This window comes from Arthrobacter sp. ISL-48, assembly GCF_018613805.1.
Taxonomy (GTDB): domain Bacteria; phylum Actinomycetota; class Actinomycetes; order Actinomycetales; family Micrococcaceae; genus Arthrobacter.
The window spans coordinates 66,877-91,364 of record NZ_JAGGPL010000009.1 but is presented as its reverse complement, the minus strand read 5'-3'; the positions used below and the strand labels follow the sequence as shown (position 1 = coordinate 91,364).

Here is a 24,488-nt window from a genome sequence, read left to right as displayed (position 1 = left end):
TGTTCAGCCGTGCGGGGAAGGGACACCGGACTATGACAAGAACCAAACACGCGAAACCCCCAGTGACCTAAGACCATGCTGTGGAACCAGCCGTAGCTCCATTCAAGACACCGGCGCGCGCCGCGTCACGAGTAGCCGGTACTCTAGTCCGGGCCTCTCCGGGTGGCGTGGCTACGCATCACTACTCACCCAGCGCCCTGGGACGCCAGACCACCACGGCCTGCGACCGTGCACGCGGGCGCTGGCCCCGTGCCAGGCTCACGACATCGCCGGCAGCACCGGCGGCAAAGATCCGCGAGTCGAGGGGATTACGACGGCGGCCCAGCTCCTCGGTCAGTTCTCCCACCCTGCGCTGCAGTGCAGCCACCTGGTTCTCCAGGTCCAGGATCCGTTTAATGCCTTCGAGCGAAACGCCCTCATGGGACAGCCGCTGCACTTCCCGCAGCATGTTGATGTCCCGCTGCGAGTAGCGGCGGGACTTCCCGGGCGCCCGGCTGGGCGAGACAATGCCCAGCCGGTCGTACTGCCGCAGTGTCTGCGGGTGCATGTCAGCAAGTTCTGCCGCCACGGATATCACGAAGATCGGCTGTTCGGCGCTGATGTCCACGGTTTGCTCCGCTGCTAGAGCTGGGCCTTGGCGGCCAAACCCTGGCGGACGTCGGCGTCGGCGGTGGCTTCGGCGAACGCTTTCACGGCCGCCTCCGCCTCCTTGTTCAGGTTCTTCGGAACCGCGACGTCGATGGTCACCAGCAGGTCCCCTGCGCCCTTGGGTGTCTTCACGCCATGGCCCTTGACCCGGAGCGTACGCCCGGAGGGCGTGCCGGCGGGGACACGGACCCGGACCTTCTCACCGTCAATGGTGGGGACCTCAATGTCAGCGCCTAAAGCAGCTTCCGGGAAAGTGACAGGTACATGGACGCGGAGGTTGTCGCCGTCGCGCGTGTAGAAATCGTGGGGTTTGACCGAAACGGCAACCATCAGGTCGCCGTTGCCTGCGGGGCCGGGCTGGCCCCTGCCTCGGACGCGGACTTTCTGGCCGTCCTTGATGCCGGCAGGTACGCGGACATCAATGACCTCGCCGTTGGGCTCGCGCAGGCCGATGGTCGTGCCGCGGATGGATCCGGCGAACGAAATGCTGGTGGATGCGGTACGGTCCGCGCCTTTCTGCGGTGCGCGCTGGAAGCCGGGCTGGGCTCCGAAACCGCCACCGAACAGGTCAGCGAACTCAGGCGGGATCCCGCCGGGCGTGCTGAACCCTCCCGGTTGGCGCCCGGCACCGCCAGTGAACAGCCCCCCAAACATGTCCTCGAAGCCGCCGTTGGTTGCGCCGCCACCGCCGGGAGCGAAGCGCGCTCCGCCGCCCATGGCACGGATGGCGTCATACTGCTGGCGCTCGTCGGGATCGGACAACACCGAATACGCCTCGGAGATGTCCTTGAACTTCTTCTCGGACGCTGAGTTCCCCGAGTTGGTATCCGGGTGATGCTGGCGTGCGAGCTTCCGGTACGCCTTCTTAATGTCGGCGTCGGAAGCGTCCTTGGCGATACCAAGGATCGCGTAAAAGTCCTTGTCCACCCAATCCTGGCTAGCCAATGGCGTTTCCTTTCAAATCTTCTAACTAACAGCTCTCCGCGGTACAGGGCCCCCCGCCCCTTCGCGTGGCGGCTGGGTCCTTGCGGACCCCAGCCGCCACGCTCCGGCAGGCCCGATGCCACTCCGGGGGCCCCTGTACCGCTGCGAGCTTTGTGGTTACCTCACCTTAGGCGAGATGACCCCCGGAGCGGAGGCCGGATAGGGGGCGGCGGTGTGGAGGGCACCGCGGAGCGGGCACCGCCCCCTATCCGGCGTAGCGCCGGAAGTACCCCGACTAAGCCGGAACCGCGACGATCACCTGTGCCGCACGGAGGACCCGTTCGCCTGACTTGTAGCCCGAGCGGAGCACCTGGCTGACAGTGTCAACGTCGATATCCTCGCCGGGCTGCTGGATGAGGGCCTCGTGGATCGTGGGATCGAACTCCACGCCTGTCTCATCGATGCGGACCAAGCCGTACGTCTTCAGCGCATTCTCCAGCTTGGCGGCAATGGCTGCGAACGGGCCGTCGGCCAGGTCGCCGTGCTGACGGGCGGCGTCAACGTCGTCCAGCACCGGGAGGAGCGAGTTCAGGACGCCGATGACGGCCATCTCCCCTGCCACGGCACGGTCACGTTCAACGCGCTTGCGGTAGTTGACGTACTCGGCCTGCAGGCGCAGAAGGTCGTTCTTGAGCTCGGTGGCCTCGGCGTTGCCGGCACCCTGGGCCACGGACTCCTCGGCAGGAACTTCGATGCCGTTGAGGATCTCCTCGGCCTGGGCCAGGGCGTCGCCGTCGGAATCTGCGGTCGATGCAGCTTCTGACGGGGCGGCTCCAGCGCCCGCTGACGCCGCAGCCTGCTGCTCACCCTGCGGATGGCGGGCCTCGCCGGTTACCGGGTCAACCTTGCGATTGTCCCGGATGACCGGTTCCTGGGGGCCGTTGCCCTGCTGGCCCTCCTGACCTTCCTTGCTCACCTGACGATCATTGCCTGGAGAAGAGGCGTGCTCTTCCTCGTTACCGTGGTGCGGCATGGCTACTTCTTCGCTTCGTCTTCGTCGATGATCTCGGCGTCAACGATGTCCTCATCTGAAGAACCCGTCGTGCCACCCGCTGCACCCGGGGCACCTTCGGCACCTGCGGCACCGGTGGCACCGTCAGGGGAACCCGCATGGGCGTAGATAGCCTCGCCCAGCTTGCCCTGGGAAGCCTGCAACTTCTCGAACGCGGTCTTCACGGCGGCGTCATCCGTGCCTTCGAGCGCCTTCTTGAGCTCGTCGACGTCGGCCTGGACCTCGGTCTTGACCTCCTCCGGCAGCTTGTCGGCGTTGTCGGCGATGAGCTTGTCCACGGAGTACGCGAGCTGCTCTGCAGTGTTGCGGGTGTCCGTGGCCTCACGGCGGGCTTTGTCCTCGGCTGCGTGCTCCTCGGCGTCCTTGACCATGCGGTCAATGTCTTCCTTCGAGAGCGCAGTACCGCCCGTGATGGTCATCGACTGTTCCTTGCCGGTGCCCTTGTCCTTGGCGGACACGTGGACAATGCCGTTGGCGTCGATGTCGAAGGTGACCTCGACCTGCGGGACGCCGCGCGGAGCCGGAGCGATGCCGGTCAGCTCGAAGGTGCCCAACGGCTTGTTGTCGCGGGTGAACTCGCGCTCGCCCTGGAAGACCTGGATGGCCACGGAAGGCTGGTTATCATCAGCCGTGGTGAAGGTCTCGGAGCGCTTCGTGGGGATGGCCGTGTTGCGCTCGATCAGGTGAGTCATGACGCCGCCCTTGGTCTCGATGCCAAGGGAAAGCGGGGTGACGTCAATCAGCAGTACGTCCTTGCGCTCGCCCTTCAGGACACCGGCCTGCAGTGCGGCGCCCACAGCGACGACCTCATCCGGGTTGACACCCTTGTTCGGCTCCTTGCCGCCAGCCAGTTCCTTGACCAGTTCGTAGACGGCCGGCATACGGGTGGAACCACCCACGAGCACGATGTGGTCGATCTCCGAGAGCTTGATGCCGGCTTCCTTGATGACGTCCTGGAACGGCTTCTTGGTGCGGTCAAGCAGGTCCTTGGTGAGGTCCTGGAACTTGGCGCGGGTCAGCTGCTCGTCCAGGTGGACCGGGCCGTCCGGGGTGACGGAAAGGTACTGGAGGGAAACGTTTGTGCTGGTGGAGGACGAGAGTTCCTTCTTGGCCTGCTCGGATGCCTCACGCAGGCGCTGCAGGGCGATCTTGTCCTTGGACAGGTCGATGCCCTTGACCTTCAGCTGGTTCAGCAAGTAGTCAACGACGCGCTGGTCCCAGTCGTCGCCGCCGAGGTGGTTGTCACCGGCGGTGGAGCGCACCTGGATGGTGGAGAAGTTGTCCTCATCCTTGCCGACTTCCAGCAGGGAGACGTCAAAGGTTCCGCCGCCGAGGTCGAAGACGAGGATGAGCTCGTCTTCCTTGCCCTTGTCCAGTCCGTAGGCCAGGGCCGCTGCGGTGGGCTCGTTGACGATGCGCAGGACGTTCAGGCCCGCGATTTCGCCGGCCTCCTTGGTGGCCTGACGCTGGGCGTCGTTGAAGTACGCCGGCACGGTGACCACGGCGTCGGTAACTTTTTCACCCAGGTACGACTCGGCGTCGTTCTTAAGCTTCATCAGGATACGGGCGGAGATTTCCTGCGCCGTGTACTTCTTGTCGTCAAGGGCGACGCTCCAGTCGGTGCCCATGTGGCGCTTGACGGAGGCGATGGTGCGGTCAATGTTGTTGACGGCCTGGCGCTTGGCGATCTCGCCGACCAGGACTTCGCCGGACTTGGAAAACGCAACGACCGACGGCGTGGTGCGGCCGCCCTCAGCGTTGGCAATAACGGTGGGCTCGCCACCTTCGAGAACGGAGACGACGGAGTTGGTGGTTCCGAGGTCAATACCTACTGCACGTGACATGTGTTGCTTCCTTCTTTCCTTGGAAACTTGCTGGCGCCCACTCATTGAGCGTTCTGCACTCAACTTTACTCAGGGCGCCGGTGATGTCAATCCAAACTTGAGCCCACTCCGCTCAACTTTCGCTTTTTCGCTGCGGGAAGCAGTAAAGATCCGCGGAATTGCTGGGCCCAGGCCCTTATTCAAGGTACCTGGGCCCACTAGTTCGCCCTGCGTGAACGGGCGCTAGGAGTTCCTCTCCTCATCGGTCTCGGCCTCGCGGGCAGTCCCTACGGTGCCGGCGTCGCCGTAGTCACCTTCGGGATAATCGCCCTCGACGGGCTCTTCTGCCTCGGTTCCCACGACACCGGCGTCGCCATAGTCGCCTTCAACGTACTGCCCGCCTTCGCCGGCGAGGCCCGGCTCGGTGCTGGCCTTGCGGCGTTCGTTTTCGGCTGCGGATTCGATGTTCTCGAGGTTTTCGCTCATGGCTGATCTCTCCTTTGAGGTATCGCGTCCATGCTGGGCGCGATGGAAGTCTACTCAGAAGCGGCGGGCGGCAAAAGGGTGCCGCCCGCCGTCGAAACGCATGCCAGCCTGCGCCGGTATTTGGGTCCGGCGCGGTATCAGGTTCCGGCCAGTCCGGTGGTGGCCACGCCCTTGATGATCTGCCGTTGGAAGAACAGGAAGACCAGGATCAGTGGCAGCGCGGCCAGCAGGGCGGAGGCCATGTTCTGGGCGTACTGAATGCCGTAGGCGCTTTTGATGGTCTGCAGCCCGACCGGAAGGGTGAGCAGCGAGCTGTCGTTGGTGGCGATGAATGGCCACAGGAAGTTGTTCCAGGCCCCGATGAAGACGAAGATCGCCACGGCGGCGAGGATCGGACGGGACAGCGGCAGCACAATAGTGGTGAAAATACGTAGCCGGCTGGCTCCGTCCATCAGTGCTGCTTCCTCAAGTTCCCGCGGAATCTGGTCAAAGAACTTCTTGAGCACAAAAACCATCGGGGAATGGATTACCTGCGGCAGAATTAGCGCCCAGTAGGTGTCGATCAGGTTCAGCGACTGCATCTGCTGGAACAACGGGATGATGAGCACCGGCGGCGGGACAATGATCGAGGCAATAATGACGCCCATCAGCAGATCCTTGCCGCGGAAATCGATCCGCGAAATGGCATACGCAACCGACGCCGAGATCACCAGCGTAATGGCCGTAATAGCCGCCGAGGTGAAGAGGGAATTGAGCGTCCAGGTAGGGATGTTTCCGCTCCCCAACACTTTGGTGAAGGCATCCAGGGTAAAGCCCGACGCCGGGATCCAGCTGATGGGGGTGGACGCGGCTTCAGTTTCACTCTTGAGAGCGGTGAGCGTTGCCCAGGCGAAAGGTATGAGCCATGCGACGGCAAGGACCGCGACAATGACGGTGGCGAGGATGCGGGAAAGCGGCGCCCGCTTCCGGCGGGCGGGGATATCGGCGACGGAACCTTTGAGCCGCAGAGCGGGCCGGGAAAGTGTGTTGGTGGCCATGGCTAGGCGCTCCGTTTCCGTGTGATGAATACCTGGACCAGGGCGATGAACAGGATCAGGCCGAAGAAGATATAGGAGATGGCCGCAGAATAGCCCAGCCGATAGCCCGTGAATCCGGCCTCGAAGATGTACTGCACGATGGACCGGGTGGCACCCCCCGGACCGCCTGCGGTTATCTGGTAGATCTGGTCGAAGACCTTCAGGGACGCGAGAATCTGCAGGATAACGATCATGACCGTAGTGGGACCAAGCTGGGGCAGGCTGATGGAGAAGAACTGACGCCAGCCCCCGGCGCCGTCGAGCGAGGCCGCCTCATAGTGCTGCTGCGGGATGTTCTGCAGCGCGGCCAGGTACAACAGGAAGTTGAATCCCACCGTCCACCAGACCGTCGCAATCACGACGGCCCACATCGCCACCGCCGGATCGTTCAGCCACGCCACCGGCGGGATCCCCAGTTTCACGAGGACATCGTTGAACAGTCCGAGCTCCGGGTTGTACATCCAGGCAAAGAAGAGCGAGACCACCGTGGAGGCGAGCAGGAACGGCGAGAAGAAGGACAGACGCCAGAGCCACTGCGCAGGCAGCCCCATGTTCACGAGGGCTGCCAGCGCCAGGGCGATCACCACCAGCGGCACGGTGCTGATCAGGGTGAAATAGAGGGTATTGCCCAGCGACCGCCACATGTCGGAGTCGCCGAACGCCTCAGCGTAGTTGGCCAGGCCGATGAACCCACTGTTGGCGCCGGTCAGGGATTTTCCGGTCAGGCTCATATAGGCGCCGGAAATCATCGGCCAGACCAGGAACATCAGGAAGAAGGCCAGGAACGGGGCCGAGAACGCCCAGCCGTGGATGTTGTCGCGCCGGCTTCGCGGCCGGGCCAGCCTGGCGGTGGACCTTTTGCCCGGCGATGTTTTCGCGGGCGGTGCTGCAGGGGCTGGTTCTCCGGTCGGCGCAGGAATGCGTACGGTGCTCATAGGGACTCCTTTGTCACAGTCGTGTTCGGCGGTCAGACGGGGTTCGGCATGGCGAGGACGGTGTTGATGCGTGAAATAAAGGCATCCCAACCGGCCGTGGCCTTGTCCCGGCCGAGGAAGACGTTCTGGACGTTCTCGGCAAAGTAGCTCTGAAAATCGGACCCCGAACCGGTAAACCAGGCCTCTGGGTCGTAATTGATGATGTCTGCGGCGTGGGCGTAGTCGGCCTGCGGTTTCAGGGCGGCGTACTCACTGGATCGGACCACCGGCTGGAACGCCGGGATGTGGCCGGCCTCGGCCCAGCTGAGGGAACCCTTGAGCATCGAGGCCACGAACTCGTACACCCCGCGGCGCTTGGTCTCGTCCGCCGCGGCCTGATGCGGCAGCACGAACGAATGCGAATCGGCGAACGCGGCCGGGGTCCCGAACAGTGTGGGGATGGTGGCCGCTCCGAGCGGAATACCCGCCGTCTTCATGGTCGGCAGCTCCCACACCCCCGTAAAAAGGATTCCCGAGCCCTGGCTGGCGAACTCCGCAACGGCGGTGCCGCCGTCGCCGCTTTTCGTGGCGATGGTGTTGTCCAGCAGCGATTTGATGAACTCGAGGCAGTCAATGGCCACGTCCCGCTCCACCTGGGCGGGCTTGCCGGGATCCAGGACGAAATCGGCCCCGTGCTGGCGGTACAGGGTATAGAAGAGCCTCCACATCTGGGCCCCGTCGCCAAGGTATCCGTAGGAGAGGCCGTGCTTGCCAGTGACGCGCTGCAGTTCCCGGCTGACTTCCAGGAACTGGGCCGGCGAGTTGATATCCGTCAGCCGTCCATCCGTTCTGAGCACGCCGGCTTTACCGGCCACCTCGGTGTTGTAAAGCATCACGAAGGGGTGCGAGTCCAGCGCCAGCGAATACACCTGACCGTTGAACTGACTCTTCTCCCAGATCCTCGGGCTGAAGTCCTCCGGACGCACGCCGAACTCCGCCAGCAGGTTCAAGTCCCAGGCATCCAGGAGCCCGCCGGGAGCGTAGCCTGGCACCCTGGCGGCGTGCATTATGGCCACCTCGGGCGGCCGTCCGCCGGCCGAGGCCATGGCCAGTTTGGTGTAATACGGTGCACCCCATGCGAGCACAGTGGGCTTGACCTTAAACGCCGCCTGTTCGGCATTGACCCTGTCGATCATGGACTGCATCTTGATGCCGTCGCCGCCGGAGAGCAGGTGCCAGAAGCGGATGTCATTGGCGGCCGCCTGCGCTGCCCCTCCGCATCCGGTCAGCCCCGCTCCCAAGGCCAGCCCGCCAAACAGAGCTCCGCCGCCTAGCAGCAATTGCCTTCGGTTCAAGTTGGTACTGCCGGAATCCTGTTGCTTCACCGTCACTCCTTTGGACGTAGCGAGACAAAAACGTCAGCCGCCAGGGCCGGAAATGACCGGAAGCCGGTCAGCGCAACCCTTGGCTGCACCCGACTGTACATCGTTGTAAATCCAAGAGCAAGGAGTATTTGTTAGCGTTCACAAGCATTGTCACACGAGCGGGGCGCGACTTCGCAAGTGCTCAGACCAGTCCAGCCAGAGCCTGCAGGACCTGCAGGTGGTGCTCGTACAGTTCATCCCGCGCTGCAAAAGTGTCCGCACCATACTGCCCAAAAACCTCAAAGCTGACGGCACCGAAGAGTGAAGTCCACACCAGTGCACCCCGGGCCAGCAGTCCATTGGGGATGGCCAGCCCCAGCTCACTCCGGATCGCCTCCAGATCAGCGGAGAGGGCCGAAGGAAGAGGCACGGCAGCCTCCGGCCCGGCGGCCATCGCGCCTGCGCGGTAGCTGGCATCGAGGATCCCCGTGATGGCGTAGATCACGCGGGTGCCAGGCTCCGTGGTCCGCTCGGCAGGGGCCTGATAACCAGGCACCGGACTGCCGAACAGCAGCGAATAGCGCGCCGGTTCACGCAGGGCCCACCTCCTAACGGCCCGGGCCAGGGCGGCAAAGCGGCCGGCATGGTCATCCTCAGGCACAGATACGACGGCGGCATCCACCTCATCGCCCAACTCGTCATAGGCATCGACGAGCAGGAGCGTCAGCAGCTCGTCTCGGTTTGCCACGTACCGGTAGACGGCTGACGAGACCACACCGAGGTCGCGGGCAACAGCCCGAAGCGAGAGAGCCGCGGCCCCATGGTTTACCAATTGTTGGCGCCCCAGCCGGATGATGTCCGCGATCGTCTGGGCCCTGGCGCGCTCGCGGGGCGTCTGTGGGTTCATGCTTCCACCCTGCCAGAAAGCAGAGCGGTGTCAACTTTTGAGAGCAATGCTCTTGACAGCCGCTTTGAAGCGGTCCATTCTGAAAACAGAGAGCACCGCTCTCGCTATCGAACCCAGTCCCGCCCAAATGAAATTTCAAGGAGCACACGATGCCAGAACTGCACGTAATAACCGGAGCTGGACCAGTCGGTTGGACGGTGTCGGAACAACTCGCGGAACAGGGACATCGTGTCCGAGTCCTCACCCGCTCCGGCAGCGGGCCGGAGCATCCGCTCATCGAACGGGTTGCGGCGGACGCCCGGAACTCGGCCCGGATGGGACGGCTCTTGTCAGGCGCTAGCGCCGTCTACCACTGCATCCACGGCTCCGCCTACCGCGCCTCGGCCTGGCAGGCGGAGTTGCCGGAGGCGGAGCAGATGGTACTGAGAGCGGCGGGCAAGGCGGGCGCCGTCGTCGTCTTTCCCGAAAGCCTCTATTCGTATAGCGACCCGGACAAGGTGATGACCGAGGACTCCCCGCGGACCGCCCGCGGCGGCAAGCGCGGTGTCCGGACCCTGCTGCTCCACGCCCGGGAGGAGTCGGAAACGGATACAGTCAGCGTGGTGGCCGGCGATTTCTTTGGACCCCGGGTGCGGACATCACATGCCGGCGAACGCATGGTCCCTGCCATCCTTCGCGGCAGCAAGCTGAGCGTAATCGGCAGCACACAGCAGCCGCACTCCTTCACCTATGTGCCTGACCTGGCTGCCGCCATGATCAGGGCGGCGCGGACACCGGAACTGTGGAACAAGGTCTGGCACGCCCCCACCGGACCGGCGATCACCCAACACGGGCTCTCGGGTGCTTTCGCCGAAGCCGCTGGCGTAAGCACACCGTCGGTGAGGGCCATACCAGGCTGGGCACTCCGGGCCACCGGGCTGTTCTCCACGGACGTCCGGGAACTGGCCGAGATGCTGTACCAGTTCGAGAAGCCGTTCATCATGGACTCCGCTGCCAGTGAATCGGCCCTGGGCCTGAGGCCGACGCCCCTTCCCGAGGCCGCAGCAGCCACGGTTGGGTGGTGGCGCGCCCAGGCATGACGCCGCGGAGCGTCACGCAGAGCAGAGTTATGGACGCGCAGATGGGGCGCGACCCCGGAAACCCGCGGGCAAACCCTTCAACCCCGCCCAAAAGCATGCCCGGTGTGACACCGTGAGGCATGACGCCGCTTATGCGGCCTGGCGGCCGCTACGGCCCGGCCGAGCTTCCTCCCATTAGGGGCACCAGGGCGGTAGCGTTTGGTTATGAGTGCGCAGCAGCCTGGAGACGACGTGTATACGCACGGCCACCACGAATCAGTGGTCCGCGCCCATGCGTCCAGGACGGCCGAGAACTCCGCGGCTTTTGTGATTCCGTACCTCGCACCGGGGGCGGTAGTGCTCGACGTCGGCTGCGGGCCGGGCAGCATCACGTGCGATTTCGCCGGACTCGTGGCGCCGGGAAAGGTGACGGGGCTGGACCGGTCGCCGGACATCATCGCCCAGGCCACAGCCCTCGCCGCCGAGCGGGGTGTGGCCAACGCGGAGTTCCTGGCGGGCAACATCTACGACCTCGATTTCGAGGATGAAACCTTCGACGTCGTCCATGCGCACCAGGTGCTCCAGCACCTGACGGACCCGGTGGAGGCGTTGCGCGAAATGCGCCGCGTGGCCAAGGCTGGCGGGATTGTGGCCGTGCGCGACGCCGATTTCCACGGCATGACCTGGTATCCGGCCATTCCCGAACTGGACGAGTGGATGGAGCTGTACCAGCGGATCGCCCGGCGCAACGGGGCCGAACCCGATGCCGGCCGCCGCCTGGTGTCCTGGGCCCAGGCCGCAGGGTTCACCGACGTCGCCCCCACCAGCAGCAACTGGCTCTACGCCACAGGCCAGCAGCGTCGCTGGCAGGCCCGGGTCTGGGGTGAACGGGTGCTGCACTCGGCCTTCGCGGAGCAGGCCCTGGAGTACGGCTTCGCCAACCCCGCCGACCTCACCCGCATCTCGGCCGGCTGGCACCGCTGGGGATCCACCGACGACGGCTGGTTCCTGATCCCCAACGGGGAGATCATCGCCCGCGCGTGAGCCAGTGGCAACGCTGTGGTGAACCCGCACTAAACTTGGCGAGTGCAATTCTCCCTATGGCTGGCCCTGGCGGGCGCCGGCGTCCTGGTCAGCTTCACCCCGGGTGCGGGCGCCATCAACACGATGAGCAACTCGCTGACCACAGGTTTCCGGCGCTCCATATGGGGCATCCTGGGCCAACAGGCGGCCCTCGTCATCCACGTGATGATCGTGGCGCTGGGAGTGGGCGTGCTGGTGTCGAGCTCCCCCGTGGCCTTCAACGGGATCCGCTATGCCGGTGCGGCCTACCTGGTGTACCTGGGCATCCGGCAGTTCCTGAGCAAGCCTGACGTAGACCAAGAGAGGGACGCGGCCCTCCGCAACGAACCCGCCGGAGCCATGTTCCGGCGAGGCTTTTGGGTCAACCTGCTCAATCCCAAGGCGATTGTGTTCTTCCTGGCGTTCATGCCGCAGTTCATCCGCCCGGAGCAGGCGCTCCTTCCCCAGTACGTGGTGCTGACGGCCACGGTGGTGGTGATCGACGTGGTGGTTATGTGGTTCTTCATCGCCCTGGCCGCCAAGTCCTTCCAGCGCTTCACCCGCAACGCCCGGGGGCAGAAGGTCCTCAGCCGGATTTTCGGGGTGCTGTTCGTCGCGGTGGGCATCCTGCTGGCCCTGATCCACTGAGGAAGCGCGCCCCCATAAAGCGCCATAGAACGGATTCCACAAGACATTTTACGAATCACCAATAGTTCATGAAATGCAGCTAGCCAAGCCGGTCCGCAGTCGCGCATGCTTAGCCCATGAACTCATCGTCGAGCCCATACCGGATCATCGCCGTATGCACCGGAAACATCTGCCGCTCCCCCATGGCAGCGTTGATGTTGGCAGCGGCGCTTGAGGCGGAAGGGCTGGACGGAGAGGTGACAGTGGACTCCGCTGGTACCACCGGCTACGAAGCGGGACGGCCCATCGATCCAAGGGCCGCACGCCGGCTCGGTACCACAAAAATCGGTTCAGACCGGCACGTCGCCAGGGAATGGCATGCCAGCTGGTTCCGCGAGCGCAATCTCATCCTCGCCCTGGACGTGGACCACTACGCCTGGCTGCGCGAAGCCGCCCCTGACCAGCAATCCATGGACAAGGTACGCATGCTCCGGAGCTTTGATCCGGAGGTTGCGGGTTTTGACCCCCTGGACCAGGGCATCGAGGACCCGTGGTACGGCGGCCAGGCAGATTTCGACGCCGTCTGGCAGCAGATCCACGGCGCCCTGCCAGGCATCATCAAGCACGTCCGGTCCGCCCTCCCGCAGGCGGTGCCGCGCCAGCGGCAGACTCAGTAGCAAAACCAGCGGCAGAACCAGCAGCAGGTACGCTCTAATTCATGACCCCCGCACCTGTGATCATCGCCATCGACGGGCGGTCCGGCGCAGGAAAAACCACTCTGGCCATCGAGCTGGCCGCCCGCCTGCGGGGCCATCACAAGGTCTCGCTTTTCCACCTCGAGGACATCTACCCGGGCTGGAACGGGCTCACGGCGGGCATCGAGCGTTACGTTTCCACCGTGCTCAAGCCCCTGAGCCGCGGCGAGCAGGCGATCTGGACCAGCTGGGATTGGGAGAAACACTACGACGGCGACACCCGGGTCACGATGCCCGCGGAGATTGTGATCGTCGAAGGCGTGGGTGCCGCCGCGGCGGAAGCCCAGCCGCTGCTGAGCGCCGTAGTCTGGGCCGACTCGCCGGAGGACATACGCCGGACCCGGGCACTGAACCGCGACGGCGGCACCTATGAGCCGTTCTGGGACCAGTGGGCCGAGCAGGAAGACGCGTGGCTCGCCGGGGATGATGTGCCACGCCGGGCAGACATCCGGGTTCTGAACCGCGCGGACGGTTCCGCCCCGGCCGATGTCCTCCAACTGCTCCCCTACCTGCCCGTGCTGGCACCGGCCCTGGCCCCGGAACTTTCCGCCCGGCGTGGCCTCAACCTCCGGGCCGAGCGGCTGGAGGTGCGGCCTGATGCCGCCCGCCTGTTCGAGAGGCTTTACGGCAGTTCAGCCAATGCCGTCTGGCTTGACTCCTCCAACGCCGCCTCGCCTCCTGCCGGGGAGTCGCCCTCCACGGAACGCAGCCGCTTTAGCATCCTCGCGGACGACGGCGGCATGTTCGGCCAGGCGGTCACCCACCGTTCGGGCGAAAGCATCATCGCTGCCGGCTCGGCCACGGCCAAGGTGACCGGCCCCTTCTTCCGCTGGCTGGACACTGTCTGGGGCCGCAAGGCAGTCCGCACCCCCGAGGGCTATCCCGGTGATTTCACCTTGGGCTGGCTCGGCACCCTGGGCTACGAGCTCAAGCGGGAAACCGGCGGGACCGACGTTTCCGCGCCTACTCCTGATGCCGCCCTGATCTTCGCCGGACGGGCGGTGGTTCTGGACCACGCGGAGGGGACCGTCTGGCTCCTGGCGCTGGATTCCCCCGACGCGGAAAACTGGCTCTCCTCGTCCCGCGAGGCGGTGGCAGCAGCACCGACCTTCAGCGCAGAGGCAGCCCCCGACGAGCGGGCTCCCCAAGCCGGCGGCAGCACCGCCGTCGTCCTTCCGGGCCAGATGGCGTTCAGCAGCCGCGATACCGAGCAGGCCTACAAAGCGAAAATCGCCGCGGCACAGCACGAAATCGGCGAGGGGAACTCGTACGAAATCTGCCTCACCACCACGCTCTCCGCCCGGCTGCCGGCCGCGGCGGCACCGCCCTGGGGGACGTACCTGGCGCTGCGGCGGAGGAATCCTGCCCCGTTCGCCAGCTACCTGCGGTTCGGGGGGCTCACAGTGGCCAGCACGTCGCCGGAGCGCTTCCTCAAGATAACGTCCGACGGCGGCATGCGGGCCGAGCCGATCAAGGGCACCCGCCGCCGTGCTGCCGATCCGGTCCGTGACGCGCAGCTCCGGCACGACCTGGCAACGTCGCTTAAAGACCGCGCCGAGAACATCATGATCGTTGACCTGCTGCGGAACGACCTTAGCCATTTTGCGGTGCCGGGATCAGTCACTGTGAGCCGGCTGTGCGAGATCGAAAGCTACGCCACCGTGCACCAACTGGTGAGCACCATCGATGCCCGGCTGCTTCCGGGGTCGCCGCGGGCAGAGGCAGTGGCGGCGTGCTTCCCCGCGGGGTCAATGACCGGCGCGCCCAAGATCAGCACCATGGCCATCCTGGACCGGCTGGAAGGTGCTCCCCGGGGGATCTATTCCGGGGCGATCGGCTACTTTTCACTGAACGGGGCAACGGACCTGGCCGTGGCTATCCGGACGCTGGTGATCACGGCGGACGCCGGGGACGGCAGCAGCGGCGGGGCGATGGCGGAACTGACTCTCGGCGTCGGCGGCGCCATCACCTCCGACTCCGTGCCGGACGAGGAGTACGAGGAGATCCGGATCAAGGCCTTCGGTGTCCTCTCCGCATTGGGTGCGGAGTTCCCCGGGGTCTGAGGCTTACTGGACTGTTGCCGTCAGCCGCGCCACGTTGTCTACGTACCTGGCCCCGAGCGGCCGCTTGAGCCAGTCCTCGAGCCTGAGCTCGTGCGAGATGTCCCGGTACGTGTTTTCCACGGCGCGCATGTTGTTCACGATGTCAGCACCAAGGAGCATCACGGAGACTTCCATGTTCAATGAGAAGGATCGCATGTCCATGTTGCTGGAGCCGAGGACCGCCACTTCGTCGTCGATGGTGAAGTGCTTGGCGTGCAGCACGAACGGTGCTTTGTAGAGGTAGATCCGGACTCCGGCCTCCAGCAGGGCCTCGTAGTAGGAGCGCTGGGCGTGGTGAACCAGGAACTGGTCGCCCTTCTCGGAGACAAACAGTTCCACGTCCACCCCGCGCTGGGCAGCGGTAGTGATGGCATAGAGCAGGGAGTCGTCGGGTACGAAGTATGGGCTGCAGATGGAGACGCGGTGCTGGGCGGAGTAGATCAGCGTATTGAACAGCCGCAGGTTGTTTTCGGTGATGAACCCGGGGCCGCTTGGCACCACTTGGGCGGTCACCGTGCCGGGTTCCGGGTTGGAGGGCAGCTGCAGCTGGTGCTCAAGGGATTCGTCGGTCTCGCTGAGCCAGTCGGTGGCGAAGACCACGTTCAGCGTGGTGACGATCGGCCCTCGCAGGCATGCCATGAGCTCCACCCATTCGCGGCCTGCCTTGCGGTGCTTGGGGTTGTTGTAGGACGGCTCAATCAGGTTCTGGGAGCCGGTGAAGGCGAGTTCGCCGTCGATCACCATGATCTTGCGGTGGTTGCGCAGGTCGGGACGCCGCCACTGGCCGTGGATGGGGAGCAGCGGGAGCATGCGCTTCCACTGGATCTTGCCGGCTCGCAATCGCTTGAGGAGATTGCGGTAACCCCTGACCCGGAGCGTGCCGATGTGGTCGAAGAGGACCCTGACTTCCACGCCGCGTTCCGCCGCCTCCTCCATGGCCGTGAGCAGATCGTCAGTGATGTGGTCCGTGCTCATGATGTAGAACTCGGCGTTGACGAACTTCTTGGCCTTGCGCACAGCCTGCGTCATGGCCACGAGGGAGTCCGGGTACCCCGGGATGAGGTCCACGGAGTTGCCATCCACCATCGGAAGTGAACCGAGCCGGCGGTTCAGCTCCGCTGCGGACGTCACCCATTCAGGGCCCGGGTATCCACTTTCGACGTCGGAAAGCGAGGAGATGCCCGCACGCACCCTTTCGTTGACCTGCTCCTGCTGCTGGCGGCGGCGGCTGGACAGTTTGAAGTTGCCGAACAACAGGAAGAGGACCAAGCCAAGGAACGGCACGAAGAAAATGCCCAGCAACCACGCCATGGCAGTTGTGGGGCGCCTGTTGCCGGGAATGATGCCCACGGCCAGGACCCTGATGACGAAGTCTGCGATGCTCAGCAGCACCACAAGCCACGCCGGCGACGTCCCCGCAAGGGAAAATGGCCACAACACTCGACAACCCCCGGATTGAGCGCCCTGCAGACGGTTTCCAGCCAGGGCAATGACCACAGCTTATCGGCGGGCAGCCGCACTAAGCTGGAGCCATGACTTCTGCTGCCCCCGTGGTGCTCGTTTTCCTTGACCCAGCGTTCCAGAACGGCCGGGTGGCCGATGCCTCCAAGCCCCAGCTGATGGCCACGGACCAGGGCGCGACAAGGGGCGACGGAGTCTTCGAATCCATGCTCGCGGTGGGCGGGGCGGTCCGGAAGCTCCAGGCGCACCTGGACCGACTGGTCAGCTCCGCGCAGGCCCTCGATCTGGACATCCCGGGAGAGGACCTGTGGCGCCGGTCCATCGAAACGGGTGTCGCGGAACACCGGTCGCAGCACCCCGCTCCTTCCCCCGCCGATGACGAACTGGTGGTGAAGCTGGTGGTCACCCGCGGTGTGGAGGGCGCAGGCTCCCCCACGTGCTGGGTTCAGGTGTCCCCGGTAGGTGCTGTCGGACGGCGGCAGCGCGAGACAGGCATCGACGTCATCCTCCTGGACCGCGGCCATGACAGCGGTGTGGCTGAGCGGGCCCCCTGGCTGCTGATGGGCGCCAAGACGCTGTCCTATGCAGTGAACATGGCCGCCCTGCGCTACGCACACAAGCAGGGCGCTGACGATGTCATTTTCACTTCATCCGACGGCCGCGTCCTCGAGGGCCCCACCTCGACGGTGCTGCTTGCCCACGTGGAAAAGTCCGACGACGGCGCTGGCGGCGTCCGCACGACCCGGCGGCTTGTCACGCCCCGGCTGGACAGCGGAATCCTCCCCGGAACATCCCAGGGTGCGCTCTTCGCTGCCGCAAAGACGGCGGGCTGGGAACTCGGCTACGGTCCGCTGGAACCGCAGGACCTGCTGGAAGCCGACGCCGTGTGGCTGATTTCGAGCATCCGGCTGCTGGCGCCGGTCAACCACATCGACGGCAAGGAAATCGGCACACCCGCCATCCAGAAACAGCTCACCGCCGAACTGAGCGAACTGTTCGCCGGGATTCAGTAGCCCACTGCTTCTTACCGCATGAACTGGTCCGGCGCGGCATCCTAAAACGCACTAGGCTCCTTTGGGAGGCCCTGCCAGTACCTGTACCAGGAGGGCCTTCCACGCGATTACAGAACGCGGTTGTCTTGAGAGGTACCGCAGTCATCAACCACGGGAGAAGTATGTTCACCGCCAACGCTTACGCTGCACCGTCCGCCACCGGGGACCTCGTCCCCACAACCATCGAGCGCCGCGACGTCGGCCCGCATGACGTACTGATCGAGATCAGGTTCGCCGGCATCTGCCACTCGGACATCCACACCGTCCGTGGCGACTGGGGCCCGCAACAGTACCCGCTCGCACCCGGACACGAAATCGCCGGTATCGTCGCCGAGGTCGGTTCCGAAGTCACCCGGCACGCCGTGGGTGACCGGGTCGGAGTCGGCTGCATGGTCAACTCATGCCGGGAATGCGCCAACTGCCTCAAAGGCGAAGAACAGTACTGCCTCAACGGAATGACCGGCACGTACGGCGCCGTGGACCGCGACGGCACCATCACCCAGGGCGGCTATTCCACCCATGTCGTCGTAACCGAAGACTTCGTCGTGCGGATCCCGGACGGCGTGGACCTCGACGTCGCCGCTCCCCTCCTGTGCGCCGGCATCACCACTTACTCCCCGCTGCGTCATTGGGGAGCGGGCCCCGGCAAGAAGGTCGCCGTCGTCGGCCTCGGCGGACTGGGCCACATGGCCGTCAAGCTCGCGCACGCCATGGGTGCCGAGGTCACTGTCCTGTCCCAGTCACTCAAGAAGCAGGAAGATGGCCTGCGCCTCGGCGCCGACCACTACTACGCCACGAGCGACGCCGGCACTTTCGAGACCCTGGCCGGCAGCTTCGACCTGATCATCAACACCGTCAGCGCCTCCATCGACATCAGCTCGTACCTGCAGCTGCTGAGCCTCGACGGCTCCCTGGTGAACGTGGGCGCCCCGGCCGAGCCGCTCCCCGTCAACGCGTTCGCGCTCATCGGCGGACGCCGGTCCTTCGCAGGCTCCGCCATCGGCGGCATTCGTGAAACCCAGGAGATGCTGGACTTCTGCGCCGAGCACAACATCGGCTCCGAGATCGAGGTCATCCCGGCCAGCAAGATCAACGATGCCTACGAGCGGGTCCTGGCATCGGATGTCCGCTACCGGTTCGTGATTGACGCGTCCACGCTGAACTGAGCACTTAGCTGCCCTGCACGCGGAGGTCTCAGGGACCTTCAGCTGCAGGGCAGCAAAAGGAGTGGGGGCGTTGGCTCAGCCTTGTGCTGGCTCGCGGGTTGATTCCGGCACCCGCGAGAGGTGGGCCGCCAAGCCTGAGAGCAGGATGTCAATTCCCTGGTCCAGTTCGGCTGCACCGTCGTAGTCTGCAAGGACGGGACCCAGCGCGCGTAACTGCGGAAAGTCTTTTGGCGGGAGACGGTGAAGGCCGAGACGGAGAAGCGCTTCGTTTTCGTCCGGATCCACGATGAACTCCTGGAGTTCGTTCAGGATGTGCCCATACAGGAATCCGTAGTAGGCCCGGTACATGTGGAGCGCGTCCGCTGGTGCAAACCCGGCGTCAATCAGGAGCGACAGGATCTGCTCAAGGGGCCGCAGCGTACCCAGGGGGCGCAAGCCCAGCGGCGTGGACAGAGGCCTGGTGACGAGCAGAGGCACCACGTTGGGGTGCCGCAGCGCCAGCAGGCGCAGGTCGTGTGCAATGTAGCGAAGCTGGGCCTGCCAGTCCGGATCTTTGGGATGGATGGAGAGTTCGTCGAAAACCAGTTCCGATACTCCGTCCAGCAGCGCGGCCCGGTTGGCGGCATAGCGGTACAGGCTCATGGGGTCCCGGTTCAGTTGCTGCCCGAGGCGCCTCATAGTAAGGGCGTCAAGGCCTTCGGCGTCCACTAGCTCCAGTGCGGCGGCCAGCACAACCTGCCTGCTGAGACGTGTCTTTTCAGCGGCGGCTTCGGCATCCGAATTCTTCGGGGAGGGCATATGAATCCATCCTGTGTTGTAGGGCGCCTCTGCGTTTGGGGAAGATCCCCAGGACGATAGGGAGAGCTTGCCTATCACGTAGTCTACGCGTAAAGTCTACAGTGTAGAGAAGGTGTTGACACGGGTTTCAGAAGAGGGACCGAGTTGCCGGCCGGGGATCCACCAGCCGTACCACCATCCCAACGGGATCGAATGTGCTTGAACGGTCCCGGACAACCCCCTTGGACGCCCCGTGCATGGCGTTCAGGATCAGCTGCTGTAGCCGAACGGCGGCCCAAAACGCACCCGGCGAAAGTGAGCCTCCCATGGCACATTCGCAGTTCGACACGTTCCTTAAAGAAGCAACCCACTGTGACCGCGAGTCTGATTTCACGCTGGACCGCGACCCCCTGTACGGCCTCTACACCAGCTGGTGTCTGCTGAACCAGCGGGCACCCCGCACGGAAACCACTTTCTGGGCTGCCATGCAGAAGCGCATCGATCCCGGCCAGAACGGGCTTCGCATGAGAGGCCCTGCCGCTGCCGACTACATCCTTGCCAGCTACCCCGGCCTGGTCTAGCGTGCAGGTCCTGCATCGCTGAAAAGCAGTGACTGCAGGCTGGGCGTCCGACGAAGGGCGGGCTTGTGCCCGCCCTTCGCCGCACCCAGTGCAGCAGATTTGTCCCATGGAGCAATCAGCCTCGATAGGCTGTGAACCATGACTCAATCCACCGGTCAGCCCTGGAGTACCGGCGCGAGTACCCCTAAGTCGATGCTCGACAAACAGCCCTCGCTCCTGGCCAACGGCACGCACGTGCGGCTGCTCCACCGGGACGATGCCGCCCGCTTGAGCGAGGCGTATGTCCGGAACCGGGAACATCTGGCTCCGTGGGAGCCGTCCAGGGACGAGAAATTCTTCACGCCCTGGCACCAGCTGAACATCATCCACAGCAAGCTCGCCCAGCATGCGGTCGGGCAGGAGATGCCCTGGATCCTGCTGGCCGCGGACCGCATCATCGGCGCCATCACGCTGACCGGCATTGTCCGCGGCCCCTTCCTCAGCGCCAATCTGGGGTACTGGGTGGACCGGGACTTCACCGGCCAGGGAATCGGTTCGGCAGCGGTGAAATTCGCCGTTGACCATGCCCGCGCGGAACTGGGCCTTCACCGGATCCAGGCGGCCACCCTGATCCGCAACAGGGCGTCGAGAAAAATCCTCCAGCGAGCCGGGTTCCAGGAAATCGGTATTGCCCCGTACTACCTGAAAATCGCGGGCAGCTGGCAGGATCACCTACTCCACCAGCTCATCCTCCACGGGGCACCTGCCCCTGCCACCTGAACCCATCCACGGAAAGGCACACACCATGGGCAACGACGCCCGCACCGCCGTCATCCTCGGCGGCGCCCGCACTCCTTTCGGGCGCTTCCGCGGCAGCCTCGCCCAGTTGTCCTCCACCGAACTGGGCGCCCATGCCATCCGCAGCGCGCTGGAACGCACGGGTGTGGCCGCAGAACAGGTCCAGGCGGTAATCGTAGGCCAGGTCATCCAGGCAGGTGCCGGTCAGGGCCCGGCACGCCAGGCAAGCCTCGCCGCGGGCATCGGCTGGGACGTTCCTGCCGTCACTATCAACAAGCTCTGTCTCTCCGGGCTCACGGCCGTGATCGACGCTGCCCGGATGATCCTCGCGGGTGAAGCGGATTTCATCGTCGCCGCGGGCCAGGAATCCATGAGCAACGCGCCGCATCTGCTCCAGCGGCTGCGCAGCGGTGTGACCATCGGCGATGCCCCTCTGCTGGATTCCCTGAATTGGGATGCCCTCCGGGACCCCGTTTCAGGCGTTCTGCAGGGCGCCGCAACCGATGCGGGCAACGCCGAGCGCGGGATCAGCCGTGCAGCCCAGGACGAGGTTGCCGCACGGTCCCACCAGCGCGCCGAAGCGGCGCGGTCCGCCGGGTTGTTGGCGGACGAGATAGCGCCCGTTGAGATACCGCAGCGGCGTGGCCAGGCGCTGCTGGTGAATTCGGATGAGGGCATCAGGACGGGCACGACGGCGGAAGCACTGGCAGCGCTCAAGCCTGCCTTCTCCGCGGCGGAGTCAGCCACCATCACCGCAGGTTCGGCCTCACCGCTCTCCGACGGCGCGGCCGCCGTCGTCGTTGCCAGCAAGGCGGCAGCCCAGCTGGCCGGACTCAGCTGGATTGCCGAGGTCCGCAGCCACGCCCAGACGGCGGGGCCGGACGGTTCGCTGCACTCCCAGCCGTCACGGGCCATCGAACGGGCCCTGGCGGCGGAGGGAATTGCGGTGGCGGACCTGGACCTGATCGAGATCAACGAAGCCTTCGCCTCCGTGATCATCCAGTCAGCCAAAGACCTCGGAATCTCCGCCGACAGGATCAACGCGGAGGGCGGCGCCATTGCCCTGGGCCACCCGGTGGGCGCTTCCGGGGCACGGCTGGTGCTGCATCAGGCGCTGGCGCTCAAGCGGCGCGGCGGCGGCACCGGCGTTGTAGCCCTCTGTGGCGGCGGCGGGCAAGGCGAAGCCCTCATCCTCAAGGCCTGATCCTTCCGTGGGCACCGGCCCCCCTTCGGCGGTCACCTTGGGATGATGCGGAAAAGGAAACGCATCCTCACCATCACCCACAACAGGCACAGGACAACCACGCACGCGGCGCTATTGAGGAGCACGTTGCCCTGGCGCAGCGCAGGGACGTTCGCCACGACGGCGATCAGGACCACATGGAGGATGAAGACGTACAGCGTCGCCCTGCCCAGCGGGATGAAGAACCAGCCCAGCGCACTTTTCACCGGCCTCCAGTACGCCGTCAGGAACGCATAGTAGCCGACCACCAGCACCAACACGTTCACCAGGCGCCCCGGTGCCAGGTAGGTGCGGGCAAAGTAGCCGTCGTACAAGGTCCGGTAAAGGGTATCGGGGATGATGGCGAGCCGGGCATCGAACCCGTTGGTCAGATAGGGGTTTCCCCAGGAAAGAAACGCGAAAGCCACAGTGGCCAGCGTGCATGCGGCCACCACCCGGGTGTGCTGCGAGAACCATGCCACAACGCTTCGCTGATGGAAGCCTGCCACAAGCCCGATCACGAAGAGCACTTGCCACACCAGCAGCGGAAACGAATCCTCGAACTGTGACGGCAGGAGCCGCGCCCTTGTCACAGTGCCCACGGCGTAGAGCATCAGTGTTGCCGCGAGGACCCACAAGGTCTTGCCTCGGTTCAGCGCCGCAAGGACAAGGGGACTGAGCAGCAGCAGGATCACGTAGAGGCCCATGACGTTGAACTGCCAGGGTCCGAACTGCAGCAGGAAGATGCCGGGAACGACCTGGGCCGGCACCGGGAACTGGAACAGCGATTCCATGCCGGCGTACAAATTGTAGGTTCGCCCGGCGCTGCCGTGTCCCGCTTCGCCGGTGCCCTGGTCCAAATAGGTGGTGAGTGCGTCAACATGGACGATCGGCAGGAGGGAGACCAGGAAAACCCCCAGCAGCACCACCAGCGCGACCATGTAAAGCTTCGCGGCCCGCCGTGACGTCAGGTCCACCACCGTGCCGAAGTCATCGGCCACTCTTGGACCGTAGACCATGCCCACCACCAGGCCGGAAAAGAGGACAAACAGTTCCGCGCCGGAGACAAATCCGATCGTTTCCTGGGTCAGGAGCTGAAAGAGGGATGTCATACCCAGATGGTTCACCACGACAAATACGATGGCGAGGCCGCGGAGGAAATCCACCCTTGAGTCCCTGGCTGACTCGTCCCGGTATCCCCATGAGGCAACGGCCGGCACCTTGCGGGGAACCTGCCACAGCAGAGCAAGGACTATCAGCAGGGCTGCCCCGACGCTCCAGACCGCGGCGCCGGTCAGCGTGTTGGGCTGGTTGTAAGGGCGTGCGGCGTCCACAGGCGTCACCGGCGCCGTCACCAGCGCGGACGCTTCCAGCCGGGCACGGATAGCCGCCACGTCCGGCGTCCCGGTGATGGTCCAGTCGATACTGGCCACGCCCGCGTCCATGGTGCTGGTCCGCTCGTCCCACACCACCGCGGCGGTCTTTTCAAAGCGCGCGGACGTTGCCGTTTCGAGAACCTGCTCCCACCATGCGCCCTTGATCTCTGTCTCCGCTACGCCGCCTGCGGACGGGCTATAGAAGGCCGCCGTCTGCAACAAGAGTGGCTTGTCCCGTTGTTGCACGTAGTCCGCGTAAAAGTCCTCATTGCCCGAAGCCGTCAACATTCCGGGCAGTTCCCCGGCCGCCGGCACAGTGTTGACCGCGGCTTTGCCGGCTGTGTCATCGTGAACTGCCGTCAGGCCCACCCATTCGACGGCGTCGTCCCCCGGGTAGTACGGGGCGTACGCGCCGTCGGACCGGTCCCAGTTACCGTCGCCGTTGGTGTCCAGCAGCGCAAAACCGTCGCTTCCGGGGGCGGGCGCCCTGCGGCTTCGTTCAAAAGGGTAGTCCCGCCCAAGGTATGGCTCCCAGACCATCACCGTCCCATCGTCGTCAGACTGCCTGAATTCAGCTGCCACGGCTCGGAAGGCCGAGCGGTAGGCGGCAGGCTGCTGCCCCCAGTCAACCCAGCTCGCGTTCATGTCAGGGGCGAAACGGATCAATAGCTTGCCGCGGAATCCTGCGGAAATCCTGGTGACCGCGGCAGTAAATTCACTGGCCGCCGCGGCGTCGATTTGCTCGAGCGGGTCGGTAGGCGTCACCGTCAGCAGGGCGTGGGATCCCTGGGCTGCTGCCTGCCCCAGGAACTGCCGGACGTTCGGCTCTTCGGAGGCACGGAAGGGGATGGAGATCTCATGGCCGAACACAGCCGGCGGGGCTCCGAGCCGCTCGGCGAACCCTGCCGCCGAATCCTCGCCCCAATCCAGGACGGCGCCCAGAAGAGGCTCTCCATCCTCCGTGAGGTTCTCGGCGGCGCGGGCGGAACCCGCAGGCAGCAGTACCGCCAGAACGGCAAGGAACAAGGTGAGCACAAGCGAGCAAGCGAGTCGGCGTAAGCCGGCCGGGTCCGTCTGGACCGGGCGTGCCTGAAAAGTGGACTGCGCACGGTTCGGCGGCGGCGCCGGTGATGGCATGCTCATGAGGACCCCCAAAGATGGCAATGCGCTGGCGACGGGACGGTGCCCCTGCCACGACCATATCTCCCTGGGTCCCTGTAGCCCCGCACATCACCCTGGTTGCAGCCATGACGGTTGG

At 65.0% G+C, this 24,488-nt stretch carries 22 protein-coding genes; 10 read left to right on the top strand and 12 right to left on the bottom strand.

The window, feature by feature from the left end; genetic code table 11:
* Nucleotides 1–181 precede the first annotated feature (181 nt).
* The 9 genes from J7E83_RS11020 to J7E83_RS10980 all read right to left on the bottom strand — a co-directional run bounded on the left by J7E83_RS11020 (nt 182) and on the right by J7E83_RS10980 (nt 9,214).
* Nucleotides 182–607 carry a heat shock protein transcriptional repressor HspR gene (locus tag J7E83_RS11020; RefSeq protein ID WP_214961974.1) on the bottom strand — a complete coding sequence of 142 codons (426 nt, stop codon included), beginning with the start codon at nt 605–607 and terminating at the stop codon, nt 182–184.
* A gap of 14 nt (nt 608–621) precedes the next feature.
* Nucleotides 622–1,593: a DnaJ C-terminal domain-containing protein gene (locus tag J7E83_RS11015; RefSeq protein WP_214961973.1), complete on the bottom strand. Its 972-nt coding sequence runs from the start codon at nt 1,591–1,593 to the stop codon at nt 622–624.
* 274 nt (nt 1,594–1,867) lie between these two features.
* The gene (locus tag J7E83_RS11010; protein WP_214961972.1) at nt 1,868–2,605 is read right to left on the bottom strand and encodes a nucleotide exchange factor GrpE; all 738 of its coding nucleotides are present in this window, start codon (nt 2,603–2,605) and stop codon (nt 1,868–1,870) included.
* A gap of 2 nt (nt 2,606–2,607) precedes the next feature.
* Complete coding sequence (dnaK, locus tag J7E83_RS11005; protein WP_214961971.1) at nt 2,608–4,488, bottom strand: molecular chaperone DnaK; 1,881 nt, start codon at nt 4,486–4,488, stop codon at nt 2,608–2,610.
* A gap of 222 nt (nt 4,489–4,710) precedes the next feature.
* Complete coding sequence (locus tag J7E83_RS11000) at nt 4,711–4,953, bottom strand: hypothetical protein (protein WP_214961970.1); 243 nt, start codon at nt 4,951–4,953, stop codon at nt 4,711–4,713.
* Nucleotides 4,954–5,090: 137 nt separating this feature from the next.
* Nucleotides 5,091–5,990, bottom strand: a complete 900-nt coding sequence (locus tag J7E83_RS10995) for a carbohydrate ABC transporter permease (protein WP_214961969.1) — start codon at nt 5,988–5,990, stop codon at nt 5,091–5,093.
* A 2-nt stretch (nt 5,991–5,992) separates the two neighbouring features.
* Nucleotides 5,993–6,964, bottom strand: a complete 972-nt coding sequence (locus J7E83_RS10990; RefSeq protein WP_214961967.1) for a carbohydrate ABC transporter permease — start codon at nt 6,962–6,964, stop codon at nt 5,993–5,995.
* Between the two features lie 32 nt (nt 6,965–6,996).
* Nucleotides 6,997–8,328: an extracellular solute-binding protein gene (locus J7E83_RS10985; protein WP_214961965.1), complete on the bottom strand. Its 1,332-nt coding sequence runs from the start codon at nt 8,326–8,328 to the stop codon at nt 6,997–6,999.
* Nucleotides 8,329–8,509: 181 nt separating this feature from the next.
* Entirely contained in the window at nt 8,510–9,214 is a 705-nt protein-coding gene (locus tag J7E83_RS10980; RefSeq protein ID WP_214961963.1) for a TetR/AcrR family transcriptional regulator, read from the bottom strand.
* A 149-nt stretch (nt 9,215–9,363) separates the two neighbouring features.
* Between J7E83_RS10980 and J7E83_RS10975 the strand changes: the two genes are divergently transcribed.
* From J7E83_RS10975 to J7E83_RS10955, 5 genes are all read left to right on the top strand, one after another.
* Nucleotides 9,364–10,293, top strand: a complete 930-nt coding sequence (locus J7E83_RS10975) for an NAD-dependent epimerase/dehydratase family protein (RefSeq protein ID WP_214961961.1) — start codon at nt 9,364–9,366, stop codon at nt 10,291–10,293.
* A 204-nt stretch (nt 10,294–10,497) separates the two neighbouring features.
* Nucleotides 10,498–11,316, top strand: coding sequence for a methyltransferase domain-containing protein (locus tag J7E83_RS10970; protein WP_214961959.1), 819 nt, complete (start codon nt 10,498–10,500; stop codon nt 11,314–11,316).
* A gap of 42 nt (nt 11,317–11,358) precedes the next feature.
* Nucleotides 11,359–11,982, top strand: coding sequence for a LysE family transporter (locus J7E83_RS10965; protein ID WP_214961957.1), 624 nt, complete (start codon nt 11,359–11,361; stop codon nt 11,980–11,982).
* 116 nt (nt 11,983–12,098) lie between these two features.
* A complete protein-coding gene (locus J7E83_RS10960) occupies nt 12,099–12,638 on the top strand; it encodes a low molecular weight protein-tyrosine-phosphatase (protein ID WP_214961955.1) in 540 nt (179 codons plus the stop codon).
* A 41-nt stretch (nt 12,639–12,679) separates the two neighbouring features.
* Entirely contained in the window at nt 12,680–14,779 is a 2,100-nt protein-coding gene (locus tag J7E83_RS10955) for a chorismate-binding protein (RefSeq protein ID WP_214961953.1), read from the top strand.
* 3 nt (nt 14,780–14,782) lie between these two features.
* Here J7E83_RS10955 and cls read toward each other — a convergent pair whose 3' ends face one another.
* Nucleotides 14,783–16,255, bottom strand: a complete 1,473-nt coding sequence (cls, locus tag J7E83_RS10950) for a cardiolipin synthase (protein WP_214962246.1) — start codon at nt 16,253–16,255, stop codon at nt 14,783–14,785.
* Between the two features lie 95 nt (nt 16,256–16,350).
* On the opposite strand from cls, the gene J7E83_RS10945 reads away from it, so the two are divergent.
* Both J7E83_RS10945 and J7E83_RS10940 read left to right on the top strand, forming a co-directional pair.
* Entirely contained in the window at nt 16,351–17,292 is a 942-nt protein-coding gene (locus J7E83_RS10945) for an aminodeoxychorismate lyase (RefSeq protein ID WP_214961951.1), read from the top strand.
* A gap of 161 nt (nt 17,293–17,453) precedes the next feature.
* Nucleotides 17,454–18,497 (top strand): NAD(P)-dependent alcohol dehydrogenase, encoded by a 1,044-nt coding sequence (locus J7E83_RS10940; protein ID WP_214961950.1) that lies wholly within the window; start codon nt 17,454–17,456, stop codon nt 18,495–18,497.
* Between the two features lie 75 nt (nt 18,498–18,572).
* Here the strand turns inward: J7E83_RS10940 and J7E83_RS10935 are convergent, their stop codons facing one another.
* Entirely contained in the window at nt 18,573–19,295 is a 723-nt protein-coding gene (locus J7E83_RS10935) for a TetR/AcrR family transcriptional regulator C-terminal domain-containing protein (RefSeq protein ID WP_214961948.1), read from the bottom strand.
* 305 nt (nt 19,296–19,600) lie between these two features.
* Between J7E83_RS10935 and J7E83_RS10930 the strand changes: the two genes are divergently transcribed.
* The 3 genes from J7E83_RS10930 to J7E83_RS10920 all read left to right on the top strand — a co-directional run bounded on the left by J7E83_RS10930 (nt 19,601) and on the right by J7E83_RS10920 (nt 21,836).
* Nucleotides 19,601–19,855, top strand: coding sequence for a hypothetical protein (locus J7E83_RS10930; RefSeq protein WP_214961946.1), 255 nt, complete (start codon nt 19,601–19,603; stop codon nt 19,853–19,855).
* 138 nt (nt 19,856–19,993) lie between these two features.
* Entirely contained in the window at nt 19,994–20,614 is a 621-nt protein-coding gene (locus tag J7E83_RS10925) for a GNAT family N-acetyltransferase (RefSeq protein WP_251043751.1), read from the top strand.
* 25 nt (nt 20,615–20,639) lie between these two features.
* Nucleotides 20,640–21,836: an acetyl-CoA C-acyltransferase gene (locus tag J7E83_RS10920; RefSeq protein WP_214961944.1), complete on the top strand. Its 1,197-nt coding sequence runs from the start codon at nt 20,640–20,642 to the stop codon at nt 21,834–21,836.
* A gap of 32 nt (nt 21,837–21,868) precedes the next feature.
* Here J7E83_RS10920 and opgC read toward each other — a convergent pair whose 3' ends face one another.
* Complete coding sequence (opgC, locus tag J7E83_RS10915) at nt 21,869–24,373, bottom strand: OpgC domain-containing protein (RefSeq protein WP_251043750.1); 2,505 nt, start codon at nt 24,371–24,373, stop codon at nt 21,869–21,871.
* Nucleotides 24,374–24,488: the final 115 nt, after the last annotated feature.

What these genes read in the sequence shown, in the direction of transcription:
- J7E83_RS11010 (WP_214961972.1), bottom strand. Translation starts at nt 2,605, where the DNA reads ATGCCGCACCACGGTAACGAGGAAGAGCACGCCTCTTCTCCAGGCAAT.
- dnaK (WP_214961971.1), bottom strand. Translation starts at nt 4,488, where the DNA reads ATGTCACGTGCAGTAGGTATTGACCTCGGAACCACCAACTCCGTCGTC.
- J7E83_RS11000 (WP_214961970.1), bottom strand. Translation starts at nt 4,953, where the DNA reads ATGAGCGAAAACCTCGAGAACATCGAATCCGCAGCCGAAAACGAACGC.
- J7E83_RS10995 (WP_214961969.1), bottom strand. Translation starts at nt 5,990, where the DNA reads ATGGCCACCAACACACTTTCCCGGCCCGCTCTGCGGCTCAAAGGTTCC.
- J7E83_RS10990 (WP_214961967.1), bottom strand. Translation starts at nt 6,964, where the DNA reads ATGAGCACCGTACGCATTCCTGCGCCGACCGGAGAACCAGCCCCTGCA.
- J7E83_RS10980 (WP_214961963.1), bottom strand. Translation starts at nt 9,214, where the DNA reads ATGAACCCACAGACGCCCCGCGAGCGCGCCAGGGCCCAGACGATCGCG.
- J7E83_RS10975 (WP_214961961.1), top strand. Translation starts at nt 9,364, where the DNA reads ATGCCAGAACTGCACGTAATAACCGGAGCTGGACCAGTCGGTTGGACG.
- J7E83_RS10970 (WP_214961959.1), top strand. Translation starts at nt 10,498, where the DNA reads ATGAGTGCGCAGCAGCCTGGAGACGACGTGTATACGCACGGCCACCAC.
- J7E83_RS10960 (WP_214961955.1), top strand. Translation starts at nt 12,099, where the DNA reads ATGAACTCATCGTCGAGCCCATACCGGATCATCGCCGTATGCACCGGA.
- J7E83_RS10955 (WP_214961953.1), top strand. Translation starts at nt 12,680, where the DNA reads ATGACCCCCGCACCTGTGATCATCGCCATCGACGGGCGGTCCGGCGCA.
- J7E83_RS10945 (WP_214961951.1), top strand. Translation starts at nt 16,351, where the DNA reads ATGACTTCTGCTGCCCCCGTGGTGCTCGTTTTCCTTGACCCAGCGTTC.
- J7E83_RS10940 (WP_214961950.1), top strand. Translation starts at nt 17,454, where the DNA reads ATGTTCACCGCCAACGCTTACGCTGCACCGTCCGCCACCGGGGACCTC.
- J7E83_RS10935 (WP_214961948.1), bottom strand. Translation starts at nt 19,295, where the DNA reads ATGCCCTCCCCGAAGAATTCGGATGCCGAAGCCGCCGCTGAAAAGACA.
- J7E83_RS10930 (WP_214961946.1), top strand. Translation starts at nt 19,601, where the DNA reads ATGGCACATTCGCAGTTCGACACGTTCCTTAAAGAAGCAACCCACTGT.
- J7E83_RS10925 (WP_251043751.1), top strand. Translation starts at nt 19,994, where the DNA reads ATGACTCAATCCACCGGTCAGCCCTGGAGTACCGGCGCGAGTACCCCT.
- J7E83_RS10920 (WP_214961944.1), top strand. Translation starts at nt 20,640, where the DNA reads ATGGGCAACGACGCCCGCACCGCCGTCATCCTCGGCGGCGCCCGCACT.
- opgC (WP_251043750.1), bottom strand. Translation starts at nt 24,373, where the DNA reads ATGAGCATGCCATCACCGGCGCCGCCGCCGAACCGTGCGCAGTCCACT.